Source organism: Niallia sp. FSL K6-0212 (assembly GCF_038007605.1).
Lineage (GTDB): Bacteria > Bacillota > Bacilli > Bacillales > Cytobacillaceae > Niallia > Niallia circulans.
Window position 1 is genome coordinate 768,094 of sequence record NZ_JBBOXL010000001.1, and the last position, 12,264, is coordinate 780,357.

Sequence of the window (12,264 nt, forward strand, 5' to 3'; positions counted from 1 at the left end):
AATCTATTTCTTAAAACTCAACTTAACTCAACTAAAACGGTTGGTGAGTTTAGTAAAAACAACTATGTGGAGGAATTAAAAATGAATCATTTAAAGTCAGATGACCCAAAAAGTACATACATTCAATCTTACGATAACGCATTAAAAGCACTATGGCCAACACAATTTTCCTCTTACTTTTTAGAAACGTCTTATGGAAACACCTATATAATTGAGAGTGGAGATAAGTTGTCTCCACCCCTACTCCTTTTGCATGGTGCTAAAATGAGTTCGACCATGTGGTATCCAAATGTGGCAGAATGGAGTAAGCATTATAGAGTCATTTGTATAGATATTTTAGGGGATACAAATAAAAGCATTGCGGAGAAACCATTTTCAAATCGATTAAGCTATGCTTCTTGGTTAAATGAAGTGCTAGACTCTCTGAAAATTGCTAAAACAAATATTGTAGGTTTATCCTATGGTGCTTTACATACGGTTAATTTCTTGACCTTCTTCCCTGATAAGGTGAATAAAGCTGTTATTATGAGCCCAGCCGCTACTTATATTCCGTTTAATCCTGAATTCTATTCTTACGCTATCGGATTGGTTAGTAATGAAGCAGGAGTTAACAACTTTTTAAAATGGATTTTTAATAACCGTTATATTGTTGACCCTCTTATAAAACAACAATTAATAGCTGGAATGAAGGACACTGTGTCTTCTCCACCAAAAGCAACTCAAGTGGAACAAGCTTTCCCTTATGTATTTGAGGATGAAGAATTAGCCCAAATTCAGACTCAAATTCTTCTGTTACTTGGAGAAGAAGAAGTAATGTATGATCCTGTGGAAGCTTTTAATCGTGCCAAGAACTCCTCTCCTCATATTACAACAGAGATTATAAAAGGGGTAGGTCATTTGATGTCGATGGAGAAGCCAGAACAAATTAATGATCGTGTCTTAAACTTTTTTAATAAATAGAAAAGATAAAAGCCCTTATCGTTATGCATGAGGGCTTTCCTCATTCCATTAATGTACATCTTGTGACATTAGAGTAGTTTGTGAAGATTTTCTAGTGAGTAACACTAGAGTTTTAGACCACCCTGATCGGTAATAGGATTATAAACTTTATAACTTCTAGGACCCTCCTCAGCCTCTATATAATAACTATTATATAGAAAGTATAAGGAATCTTCTTCCTCAGTTGATAGCTGTATTCAATAGAACACTTATTTATCACCTCCTTGCTGACGGACTTTTTACCTTGATTAAGATATTAAATCTTTAAGGAATAATCATTCCATCCCCCTTCCAATTAAACAGAAGTTCATTTTTCTGTACTCGAGTTTGTTTTTATGATAGATTGGTATTATAATGATATCCATCATATTTAAAGGAGTTAGAATTGTATGAGTAAAAAAGAAAAAATCATTGAAGCAGCAAAACAATTATTTCGAACAAAAGGCTATCATGATACTGCAATCCAAGATATTTTGGAACAAGCCAAAGTTTCCAAAAGCACATTTTATAATTACTTCTCTACAAAATCACAATTGATTCTTTATATTATTCAAAAAGTTGACGAAAAGGTTGACGAACAACAAAATACGTTGTTGCTCGAAGGAAGTCCATACGATAAGCAGCTATTTTATACCCAGCTTCGGGTAAAGCATTCCATTTATGGAACGGAGAAAATCTCAGAATTATATAATATCTCTTTGGGCGAAAATGATGAGGAATTACAAAGTTACATGCAAGAAAGACATTATAAAGAACTAAATTGGCTGTCAAAACGCCTAATAGACGTTTATGGAAAAGATATCGAAAAGAGCGCAATGGATTTATCCACTCATTTTATTGGGAGTTTAGGTTATCAGTTTAGATATTCCGATCAAATAAAGCTGAATATAAATAGCTCTGATATTTTAGATTACAATATTTTACGTTTAGAAAATAACATTGAAATTACAAAACAAACAAATCAAGTTTTATTTCCGTATAAATCACCTAACTCAGCCGACGATCAAGAATCCGCTATTAGGGAAATAAGAAAATTACTTGACAAGTGTATAAGTTCGGATCAATTATCACAAGAACAAAAAGAATTAATAAGTTTTATTTTAGAAGAAACTCAAAGTTCTTATACAAGATGGGGTGTTTGTGAAGGTGCTATTCGTCAATTACAGATACTATCTTCCTCCACAGATTTAGTTTATCAAAATATATTGAAAGAGTTATTTGACATTATCCATACACAAAAAGATATTTATCAATAATGTTAAATGAACAATCTTATATGTAACAGTCACTTTTGTTTTTCTCGCATACCAAATGCAGATTAACTTATTTTAAATACTTCCTGAAGGGGCAATTATATTGGACATTTTATATAAATCAGCAGTGCAGCTAATTGAAAAGCGCTATCCTACCGGTTGGGGCGGTGCAGCCGCAATGCGTACAAGTGATGGAAATATTATTACTAGCGTAGCACCAGAAGTGCTGAATGCAGCAACTAATCTTTGTATAGAAGTGGGATCTATCCTAGAAGCTCATAAACAGCAAACAACAGTTACTCATTCCATTTGTGTTGTAAGAGATGATGAAAATAGCCCTTTCAAAATTCTTACTCCTTGTGGTATTTGTCAAGAAAGATTGCTGTATTGGGGCGGTGAAGTATTAGTAGCCGTGACGCATAAGAAAGATGAAATTAAGTATGTCTCGTTACAAGAACTTCAGCCATTTCATTGGACAAATGCTTATACATGAAATTAACTAGTTGAAATATAGCTGAAATTTCATAAAACCTTCATGCTAAATGCATAGGGGGATTACAATCCGAATCTATCAATATTCGAACAGTTGAGGATTCTCAAGACTAATAACAAAAAACATGTCCTTATAAAGTAGAAGACTGCTTAATGGATTATTAGTATATTTACATAAGAGTAAGGAGAGAAGACCATGAACATCTACTTAGAGAGATTAAGGAGGCTGAGTAACTTGGAGCCAAAGACACTGGAGCAAATGGCATTGAAATTATCAGAAGAAGCTGGAGAAGTATCGCAGGCTGTGCTTTCTTATTTAAATGCAAGCGGAAGTGACTATAAGCAGCTCAATAAAGAAGACATTAAGGAAGAATGTGTTGATACTCTCCTTGTTGCATTATCCTTATTTTATAAGCTTTCTAATCGAGAAGAAGAGCTGTATGACTTACTAGATAAAAAAATGAATAAATGGGAAAACAAAATTAGTTAAACAAAAAGCCTGTCCCATAGCGAGGCTGCTGAAATGAACAGATGATACCAGGTTGGAATGGTAAATACTTCTTTTGTCAAAATACCTTTACAGCGCAGCAGATAAGTTTTCCGAAGAGCTTTGATTCTTGATATTGGACTAGTGATTCTTTGATTAGAATAGGAAATTTCCTAACTATACTTAGAAGCAAAAGATAAAAACAGATGGTAATAAAGGTAGTTTTCTTGTCACGATATTCCAGATATATTTTTCTCTAATATGCAACAAAGTTCTATTTATGTTATAAAATTCAATATACATATGGGAAAAAGCTAAATATGCGTGTATTCCCAACATGTCGGACAGCACTTGAAACTATTGCAGCTGCTGACTCCTGAATAAAAATCACCCTTTCTAATCACACTAAGAGAAAAAAAGGGTGATTTTCTTATGACTAATTTTCTGCTGACTAACTTATTTTCGGCATTCCTGCTTCATCGCAACTTACAATGGCACCGCAAACTTGTCTTTCTTGCTATCCCGTTGTTTTTTCTATTTATGCTTCTGCAAGGAGAGTATATGATTGCACGCTTGAAAAAAAATACTATTCATATATAAATTAACGGGGAACATGGATAGCATCCTTTCCCCTTTCTTTATGCATTCTCCCTATTGATAATGTTTCCGTTTACATGTATAACTAACATATAGACATTAAAAGGGTGAACATATTGAATAATAAGATTATACTTTTCATCAACAGAGTGGCTCAGTATACGACTGCTGGGTATTATTTTTGGATCTATCTTTTGCGCGGGGGACTTGTATATGGCTTAGTTCCTGCTGGTATTGGTCTGATTCATAGCATTGAAAGTATTCACAATGAGGTAGAATACAGTATTCGCATTTCCTTTGAAGAGGCCTATCAGAAGCATAAGGGGAATAAACTATTGTCTTTTGTTGTCTTTTTGCTGACTGTGGCTAGTTTACTATCCGTTTATTATTCGCTCATTACAGCTAGTCCTGTTCTTGGCTTTTTTCAATTCCCGCTTGTTTTCTTCACTTTTTTCGCTTGGATTTATTACATTTATTGTATTTATTTTCTAGCTGATCCTCCGAAAGGCAAAGAGGATCAAAAATGGCTGTATGCAATCGCGTTTGACACCTGTATTCGCCGTTTTATTAACAGTTTAATTATACTGGCCACTATCATTGCGATTAGTTTTCTCGTCCGCATTAATTTACTAGTATTTATCTTCTTTGCCCCGCCGTTGACAATCTTTTTGACAAAGTATATTGTGCCTCGGCCGGTGTAATGGAAAAGGGATAGCATCTTGTTTGGATGCTATCCCTTTTCTTTATTTAACAGAGCCAGAGACTCCATTATAAATATGTTTCTGTAAGGTTAGGAACACAATTAGGATCGGAAGAATAACGATGATAACACCAGCTAGGATAACTGGCCAATCTGTGCCATACGGACCTTTAAAGGCAAATAGTGCTGTCGAGATAACCTTTAAATCTGGAGAAGGCATATATAGAAACGGATTGTAGAAATCATTATAAATTCCAACACCACTGATGATTAGAATCGTAATCATCGGTGCTTTTAATAACGGCAGAATGATTTTACGATAGATAGTAAAATACGACGCCCCTTCCAAAATCGCTGCTTCATCTAGTGAAACAGGGATGTTTTTCAAATATTGCAGGAAGATATAAACAGCAATAACATCTGTACCTAAGTTGAGAACAATAACAGACCAGATGGTATTAAATAATCCCATTCCATTAATGATTTGGAATGTGGCAACCTGTGTTGTGATACCTGGAATCAATGTTGCAAGAAGGAATAATGCTAGAATAACCTTCTTCATTTTAAAATTAAAGCGATCCAGTACATAGGCAATCATCGTTCCTAAAAGGAGTTTTCCGATGATGGATGCAATAAAGATAAGGATCGTATTTTTAAAACCAGTCAGCATTTGTCCATCCACAAAGGCTGTAACATAATTGTTAAAGGTAAAATTCTTCGGCAGTTCTAATACACCCGTTGTTAAAAATTCCTGCTTTGATTTAAAGGAGCCAATAATCACAACTAAAACAGGAACAATGGCAACAGCGGCTCCGATTAATAAGCTTCCATATTTGACAATGAATCCGAGGATATTCTTTACCATCATCGCAGTTGTTAATCCATTTTCACTTTTTATTCCTGTTTGTTTTTCCAAGCTAGTTTGTGATTTCATGTTATTTCGCTCCTTTCTCTCTTGTTAAGAACTGCTGCAGCAATGTCACAACAATAACAATAACAAGTAATACTAACGCCATCGCAGATGCTAATCCGACCTTGCTGAACTTAAAGGCTGTATCAATTGTCTGGATAACGAATGTCTTCGTACCGTTTGATCCACCAGTCATGATATAAGGAATTTCGAATACACTCAGTGAGCCACTGATACCAAGGATAATATTTAAGAAAATAATCTGCTTAATACTCGGCATAATAATATATCGGAATTGCTGCCAGCGATTTGCTCCATCAATCTCTGCAGCTTCATAAATTTCTGAATCAATAGACTGAATAGCACCAAGGAAGATGATAAAGTTAAAGCCCATATAACGCCAAATAGAAGTAAATGCCATTGATACGTTATTAATGGAGCGATCCCCTAACCAAAGACGGATTTGATCTTCTAGTCCTAAGAAATTCAATACGGTATCTAGCGTACCTCCACCTTTGTAGAAATATAAGAAAATGAACCCAATCGCTACCCCATTTAATAAATATGGGAAGAAAAGAATTCCTTTCCAAAGATTTGCGAATTTTACTTTAAACGTTAAAACGGTCGCAAAATATAATGCGATTCCTAGTTGTACAAATGTTGCAAAGAAATAATATAAGCTTACTTTAAAAACAGAGAAATATTCAGGAGTGGTAAAAATGCGAATATAGTTATCCCAGCCAACATTTTCACTTGTCGGGCTTATTCCATTCCAGTTTGTAAAACTATACTGTACCATTTTAAATAAAGGATAATATGAAAATAACAAAAGTAAAAAAACTGGCAGGGCGGAAAATAAAACAATGATTAATCGTCTCTGCCCGTCATACCCCAATTTCATTTTATTCATCTTGCCTACACCTCTTATTCTTTCACTAACGCCTTTTATGGAAAACTCATTCACCTCCATCGGCGCCGGCGTAAAATATGAAACTACAAACGGGAACTCTCTTGTGTTATAGCATCGTACAAATGAATAGTTAATGACTACAAAGTAAGAAGGATTTTCTCTGCTGTGTCCCGTCTGAAAACTGATTTTTACAAAAACTCAATAGTAATGAAGGTTACCTTAAGAGATTTTCTCTTTTAAGATAACCCTCCATTTTCACATGAACTATTTTACCCGTTTTCATTTTCCCGTGAATATGTTACTTGTGAATTAATTATTGTCCAACTTCTTCGATTGCATTGCCCCATTTTTCGTTAAGCTCTTTCATGATATCGTCAAAAGATTCTTTTGTGTTGCCCTTTGCCGCATCCACGATTCGTTGTTTGGTTGCATCCGTTGTACCTAAACCGATTTCCGAACTGTTGTTGATATCAGCAAACAATGATTCTTTTCCAGCAGGAGCAGGTGTTGCTTGGAAGAATTCCACTCCAGCAGTTTCCATTGATTTAAGTGCAGCTGGTAAATCAGCTCCCACTTTTGGAGATATTCCGCCAGTGTCAGCAGCATAGTTTGACTCATCAACAAACCAATCTAAGAAGGTGCGGGCAGCTTCTTTATGCTCACTATTTACGTTAATACCAATATTGTAGTCTCCACCAATCGCTGTGTATTGTTTTCCATCGTGTGTTGTTGGAAATGCAGCGAATTGGATATCTTCTGGATTTTCCGCTAGTGCTTGTACTTGTTCAATTGCCCAGCTTCCTAATACCATTGCTGCTACTTTTCCATCAGCAAGATCTTGCTTAGATTGTTCCCAATCTGTTGTCGTTGGATCCGCTTCTGTATAGCCTTCTTTTACAGAGTCATAAAGCAATTTGTAAATAGTATTCATAGGCTTTCCATCATCAAATGGCGTTTTATCTGTTGTTAACTCATTTGTGAAGTTTGGATCGCCTGCTGCAGATTCACGTACGAAATCCCAATTCGACATTGCCCAGTTAGAAGCATAGTTTGTGTATAATGGCGTAATATCCGGATTTGATTCTTTAATTTTTCCTAATGCTGCTAGGAAATCTTCTGGTGTTTTAGGGAATTCAGTAATCCCTGCATCATTGAATACTTTCATATTAACAAGTACACCTGTAGTATTTACGGCAATTGGAATACCATAAGATACACCGTCATATGCACGGTCTGTTAATAATAAGTATTTTTCTTCTAATTCCTTTTGATCACCAAGCGGCTCAAAGAAGTTTGCGTTGTCTTCTGGCTTAATCGTTGTTGGCACCATTAACACATCGCCATAATCTTTTGAGTTCATGCGAATTTGCATTTGACCAGCATAATCAGTAATTGTTTCTACTTTCACTTCAATATCTGGATGTTTTTCATTGAATTGTGCAATGTACTCATCCCATTTGCCATTCCCAGTCCAGTCTGTTTTGTGGTTAATAAAAGTGATTGTCTCTTTCCCGTCTGCCCCTTTTCCCCCTTGCTTTTCCGAATCACTGCTACAAGCACCAAGCATTAATGCAGCTGCACTAGCAATCAGGCCAAACCGAAATAGTTTATTACCTTTTTTAATCCCCATTCTATTTTCCCTCCAAATAATTAGGTCATATAAAGAGTTAAAGCATATTTTGAAAACTTTACCATTAAGCGCTTACAAACATATTCTACCATGGTCATTTCCATTTGTATAGTCTTTTGTTGAAAAAGTAAGGACAATTATTTTTATGGTGATATAGTTATGTTAAGCGCATACATTTTAATGATTTGATTTATTGCTTGCTAGGACACTTGATATATTGTTGCTTTGTTTGCTTTTGGCTGTTCTTACCGCTTTTATTGCTTCATGAACACCATTTTTATGATTGCCTAGGCTGGTTTAGGCTTTCATCTCTCTTATGAACACCACTTTCCCGCGTACCTCCGCTTCTTTTGGCTTCATCTCCTTTATGAACACCACTGTTCCAATTCCCTCGGCTATTCACGTTCATCTCTACAACTACCCTCCATCCTCACTCTCCACCAACGGAAGAATAATAATCCTTAATCACTTTTTCTGCAGCTTTTCCATATACAGCGTAATCTTGATTGCTTTTTGCTTGTTCAATTGGATATAGATGAGCTTTCCAGTCCCATAAGGCAAATCCCTTTACCCAGCTGCGTTTGCTGGTTGCTTGAAACATTGCTTCATACCATCTTTTTTGAACTTCTTCGCTGAATTCTCCTCTTTTTGTCCAATCATTTGGGAGCAAATCTCCACCTACCCAGCTTGGACAGCCAGCTTCACAGAAAAAGAAAGGTTTCTTGTGTTTCTGTACTACTTTTTCGATACGATCTAATTGTGCTTCCCAGGCATCAATCGGGTAATAGCCGCTAGTAGAAATTACGTCAACAGCATCCCACCACTTTAAGACATCTTCTTGGTACTTATCGCAGTTATATGTGATTAAACCGCTATATACTTTGCGCACTTCTTTTATAAGGTGACGCCATTCAGCTTCTCTTCTGTCTGCATTTACTAGTTCGCAGCCGATTACAAACATCGGACACTTCATTTGCTCTGCTAGCTTTGCATAGTGCAGAATGTACTCATTATAAGAAGCGAACCATTCAGACCATTTTGGTTCACAAGGTACATCCGTATCAAAGAAATTAATATGGGCACGCCATGTACCATCTGCCACGTTTACCATTGGCTTTAAAGTGACCTCTAAACCTATTTTGTTAGCGTATTCAATTAACTGCACTGTTTCTTCATCACTGACTACATCGGGATGATTCTTCCAATTAATTGTGGTGGATTGTGGAGTATCCTGCTCTGCAACAACAGTTAGGACAATATGTTCAACTGCACATCTTTCTTTTAGCAGCTTCAGTGATTCTATCGTTTTCTCCTCTTGCCATTCTCCTCTTTTGCTCATAAATCCAAAGCTAAATCCTTTCATAAATTCCATCGCACTTTCCTCCTTTATCAATAAATCAATATAAATATAAAGTTTTATATTGAATTGTCTATACTTTTGTTGTAAATTAATTATATATTTCGACTTCCAATAAGTAAAGAACAAAACGGGAGAAAAAATAGACAATTTAATAGAAAGAAAGTGACAGAATGGAAGATAGCAAGAAAGAATATTATAGGAAAATGATGTATTTTACCATCCCTATTACTATTCAGCTTTTGATTACTTCAGGTCTTAATATTATTGACTCCATTATGGTCGGCAGACTTGGTGTAGACAGTATTGCAGCTGTGGGGATTGCCAATAAATTCACGCAGATTCCGACGATTCTTCTACAAGGATTTGCAAGTGGCGCAACCATCTTCTGTGCCCAATACTGGGGAGCAAAAAATAAAAACGGCATTAGTCGCTCGGTTATCTTTGTAAGCGTACTCACCGCAGTTTTTTCCCTTTTCTTTACACTCTTGACACAGTTTTTCTCCTACCCGATTCTTAGCTTTTTTTCTTCGGATATTTCTGTTAAGCAATTGGGCGGTGAATTTCTGCAAATTCTCGGTTACTCCTATGTTTTTACAGCCTTATCTATGATTTTTGTAATCGCTTTAAAAACAACTGGCGAAGTACGTAAACCAACCTATTATAGCGTAATTGCCTTATTAGTGAATACGCTATTAAACTATGTCCTTATATACGGGAATTTCGGAGCACCTGCATTAGGAGTCGAAGGTGCTGCGATTGCGACACTAATCGCTCGTATCATTCAAACTGCTCTTCTTTTCATGCTTCTTGTAAAAAAAGAGTTCCTTTCTTTTTCGATTATCAAAAAGAATCTCGATGTTTTCCGAAGCAGTTTAAGCAAACAATATTTTAAAATCACGATGCCATCCATCATTAACCATGGTACATGGACGCTTGGAGATACGCTCTTTTTCTGGCTGTATGCCACAATGGGCACAAATCAAACTGCCGCTATCTCGATGATTGATCCGATTATTTTTATTTTCACCTGTGTCTTTACCGGGATAAGCGATGCATCGGCAGTCATGATTGGAAATCAGCTTGGTGCAAATGATAAAAAAGGTGCTTTTCAGTATGCGAAGAATTTCATCCGGATTACTACGGGAACTTCTATTGTCGTCGGAATTCTGATTTTAATCCTACTCCCGCATGTGCTGTCGCTTTATCGACTTACACCAGAAGTAGAACAACTTGTTTATGGCATTATGTTTGTCTATATCCCCTTTTCCATTGCCAAAAATCTAAATTATATCAACAATGTCGGCATCTTGCGTGCTGGAGGCGACACAAAATATGTAATGTGGCTAGACACAATCGGTGTTTGGCTAGTCGGGCTTCCACTTGCTGCATTAGGCGTATACTTCCAGCTGCCATTGTTTGCTGTCTATGCACTTGCTAACTCCCATGATTTTATTCGAGCCTTCTTGGGGTTAAAAAGAACTTATACAAAAAAATGGATTCGCAATATTGTTGAAGGGTAAAGAAGGTAAAAAAGAGGAGGAGTTACCATGAAGAAAATAGAGTTTATGGAAGAGTTGGAGAATCGTATTTTGCCATTTTGGTTAAATCTAATGGATAAGGAGAACGGCGGATTCTACGGGGTGGTTGATTACCATTTAAAGCTTCATCCTGAAGCCCATAAAGGTGGCGTTTTAGGTGCTAGAAACCTATGGACCTTTTCCGCTGTGTATCAATACAAACAAGATCCAGCCTATTTAGAAGCTGCCCATCATGCTTATGAATTTTTTAAAAATAAGCTCTGGGATCAGGAAAACGGCGGCATCTATTGGCTTGTTGATTATAAAGGAAATCCGGTTATCTCATCAAAGCATGTCTATGCCCAAAGCTTTGCGCTTTATGGCTTAAGTGAATATTATAAGGTGTCTAAAGATATGGAAGTATTAGCTTTAGCACAAAAATTATTTTATCTTATAGAAGATATTTGCTTCTCTGAATCATTAAACGGTTATTTGGAAGAATTTAATGCCGATTGGACTAAAAAGGAAAATGTTCTATTAAATGAGTGCGTGGAGGCTGCCTTTACAACAAATAGCCATTTGCATATTATCGAAGCATACACGACCCTTTACCAAATTTGGCCTGATGAAAGACTATTACGCAAAATTGATAATCTATTAACGCTATTCCATACACATATTTTTGATCATCAAAAGCATTATTGCCACGCTGCCTTTGACCAAAATTGGAATAGTATAAAAGATACTTTCTCGTTTGGACATGATATTGAAACGAGCTGGCTTTTATCAGAAGCATTGAATGTAACTAAGCTCGATAGACCAGAAATAGTAGAAATGAATAAGCTCATGGCATTGGAGGTTGCTAGAGAAGGGCTTGCTGAAGATGGATCGCTTATGGATTACAAGGCAAATGGCACCATTCACGCAACAAGAGTCTGGTGGGGACAAGCCGAAGCAGTAATCGGCTTCCACAATGCCTATGAATTAACGAATATCCAAAACTATTTAATATATAGTGAGGATGTATGGAAATACATTCAAGCATCTATCCATGATAAGCGCGAGGGCGGCGAATGGTACTCCCGCATTGATACAAACGGTGAAGTTATTTCTTCTCTCCGCGATGAAAAGTACCAAACACAAGAAAACATCGTCGACTCATGGAAATGTCCCTACCATAATGCAAGAATGTGCTTAGAAATGATCAAACGCTTAGCAAATTAAAACGGGAGTGGGACATAACAAAATAATTAATGGATAAAGACGAACAATCTCTAAATTAGTAGGGAAACCAATTCGTTCCATTACGCTACAGACACTCCCTTTCCGCGGGGAGCAACCTAAGCCTCCTCGGCTTCAAGCCTGTGGGGTCTTAGGCTTTGCTCTGCTTCCCGCAGGAGTTGAGTGTC

13 protein-coding genes are annotated in these 12,264 nt (G+C 36.5%); 8 read left to right on the forward strand and 5 right to left on the reverse strand.

Annotation, left to right across the window (positions count from 1 at the left end; translation table 11 throughout):
* Positions 1 to 81: 81 nt before the first annotated feature.
* The 6 genes from MHH96_RS03435 to MHH96_RS03460 all read left to right on the forward strand — a co-directional run bounded on the left by MHH96_RS03435 (position 82) and on the right by MHH96_RS03460 (position 4,529).
* Positions 82 to 960, forward strand: a complete 879-nt coding sequence (locus tag MHH96_RS03435) for an alpha/beta fold hydrolase (RefSeq protein ID WP_047942618.1) — start codon at positions 82 to 84, stop codon at positions 958 to 960.
* Positions 961 to 1,388: 428 nt separating this feature from the next.
* Positions 1,389 to 2,255: a TetR/AcrR family transcriptional regulator gene (locus tag MHH96_RS03440; protein ID WP_061801315.1), complete on the forward strand. Its 867-nt coding sequence runs from the start codon at positions 1,389 to 1,391 to the stop codon at positions 2,253 to 2,255.
* Between the two features lie 97 nt (positions 2,256 to 2,352).
* Complete coding sequence (locus tag MHH96_RS03445; protein WP_369988888.1) at positions 2,353 to 2,745, forward strand: cytidine deaminase; 393 nt, start codon at positions 2,353 to 2,355, stop codon at positions 2,743 to 2,745.
* Positions 2,746 to 2,940: 195 nt separating this feature from the next.
* On the forward strand, positions 2,941 to 3,234 hold the full coding sequence (locus MHH96_RS03450; RefSeq protein ID WP_095258181.1) for a MazG-like family protein: 294 nt from the start codon (positions 2,941 to 2,943) through the stop codon (positions 3,232 to 3,234).
* A gap of 429 nt (positions 3,235 to 3,663) precedes the next feature.
* Positions 3,664 to 3,831, forward strand: coding sequence for a hypothetical protein (locus MHH96_RS03455; RefSeq protein WP_156485498.1), 168 nt, complete (start codon positions 3,664 to 3,666; stop codon positions 3,829 to 3,831).
* 113 nt (positions 3,832 to 3,944) lie between these two features.
* Entirely contained in the window at positions 3,945 to 4,529 is a 585-nt protein-coding gene (locus MHH96_RS03460; RefSeq protein WP_144544815.1) for a hypothetical protein, read from the forward strand.
* A gap of 42 nt (positions 4,530 to 4,571) precedes the next feature.
* Here the strand turns inward: MHH96_RS03460 and MHH96_RS03465 are convergent, their stop codons facing one another.
* The 5 genes from MHH96_RS03465 to MHH96_RS03485 form a co-directional block, all read right to left on the reverse strand.
* Positions 4,572 to 5,396, reverse strand: coding sequence for a carbohydrate ABC transporter permease (locus MHH96_RS03465; RefSeq protein ID WP_047942718.1), 825 nt, complete (start codon positions 5,394 to 5,396; stop codon positions 4,572 to 4,574).
* 67 nt (positions 5,397 to 5,463) lie between these two features.
* Positions 5,464 to 6,348 carry a carbohydrate ABC transporter permease gene (locus MHH96_RS03470; protein ID WP_047942624.1) on the reverse strand — a complete coding sequence of 295 codons (885 nt, stop codon included), beginning with the start codon at positions 6,346 to 6,348 and terminating at the stop codon, positions 5,464 to 5,466.
* 313 nt (positions 6,349 to 6,661) lie between these two features.
* The gene (locus MHH96_RS03475) at positions 6,662 to 7,978 is read right to left on the reverse strand and encodes an ABC transporter substrate-binding protein (protein WP_213087958.1); all 1,317 of its coding nucleotides are present in this window, start codon (positions 7,976 to 7,978) and stop codon (positions 6,662 to 6,664) included.
* A gap of 277 nt (positions 7,979 to 8,255) precedes the next feature.
* Positions 8,256 to 8,387, reverse strand: a complete 132-nt coding sequence (locus MHH96_RS03480; RefSeq protein WP_268874889.1) for a hypothetical protein — start codon at positions 8,385 to 8,387, stop codon at positions 8,256 to 8,258.
* Between the two features lie 21 nt (positions 8,388 to 8,408).
* A complete protein-coding gene (locus MHH96_RS03485) occupies positions 8,409 to 9,350 on the reverse strand; it encodes a glycoside hydrolase family 113 (protein WP_061801316.1) in 942 nt (313 codons plus the stop codon).
* Positions 9,351 to 9,508: 158 nt separating this feature from the next.
* Between MHH96_RS03485 and MHH96_RS03490 the strand changes: the two genes are divergently transcribed.
* Both MHH96_RS03490 and MHH96_RS03495 read left to right on the forward strand, forming a co-directional pair.
* Entirely contained in the window at positions 9,509 to 10,858 is a 1,350-nt protein-coding gene (locus MHH96_RS03490; protein WP_047942626.1) for an MATE family efflux transporter, read from the forward strand.
* 27 nt (positions 10,859 to 10,885) lie between these two features.
* Positions 10,886 to 12,079 carry an AGE family epimerase/isomerase gene (locus MHH96_RS03495; RefSeq protein ID WP_144544813.1) on the forward strand — a complete coding sequence of 398 codons (1,194 nt, stop codon included), beginning with the start codon at positions 10,886 to 10,888 and terminating at the stop codon, positions 12,077 to 12,079.
* Positions 12,080 to 12,264 lie beyond the last annotated feature (185 nt).

Coding starts and splice junctions, on each gene's coding strand:
- MHH96_RS03435 (WP_047942618.1), top strand. CDS start 82: ATGAATCATTTAAAGTCAGATGACCCAAAAAGTACATACATTCAATCT.
- MHH96_RS03440 (WP_061801315.1), top strand. CDS start 1,389: ATGAGTAAAAAAGAAAAAATCATTGAAGCAGCAAAACAATTATTTCGA.
- MHH96_RS03450 (WP_095258181.1), top strand. CDS start 2,941: ATGAACATCTACTTAGAGAGATTAAGGAGGCTGAGTAACTTGGAGCCA.
- MHH96_RS03455 (WP_156485498.1), top strand. CDS start 3,664: ATGACTAATTTTCTGCTGACTAACTTATTTTCGGCATTCCTGCTTCAT.
- MHH96_RS03465 (WP_047942718.1), bottom strand. CDS start 5,396: ATGATGGTAAAGAATATCCTCGGATTCATTGTCAAATATGGAAGCTTA.
- MHH96_RS03470 (WP_047942624.1), bottom strand. CDS start 6,348: ATGAATAAAATGAAATTGGGGTATGACGGGCAGAGACGATTAATCATT.
- MHH96_RS03475 (WP_213087958.1), bottom strand. CDS start 7,978: ATGGGGATTAAAAAAGGTAATAAACTATTTCGGTTTGGCCTGATTGCT.
- MHH96_RS03480 (WP_268874889.1), bottom strand. CDS start 8,387: ATGAACGTGAATAGCCGAGGGAATTGGAACAGTGGTGTTCATAAAGGA.
- MHH96_RS03485 (WP_061801316.1), bottom strand. CDS start 9,350: ATGGAATTTATGAAAGGATTTAGCTTTGGATTTATGAGCAAAAGAGGA.
- MHH96_RS03490 (WP_047942626.1), top strand. CDS start 9,509: ATGGAAGATAGCAAGAAAGAATATTATAGGAAAATGATGTATTTTACC.
- MHH96_RS03495 (WP_144544813.1), top strand. CDS start 10,886: ATGAAGAAAATAGAGTTTATGGAAGAGTTGGAGAATCGTATTTTGCCA.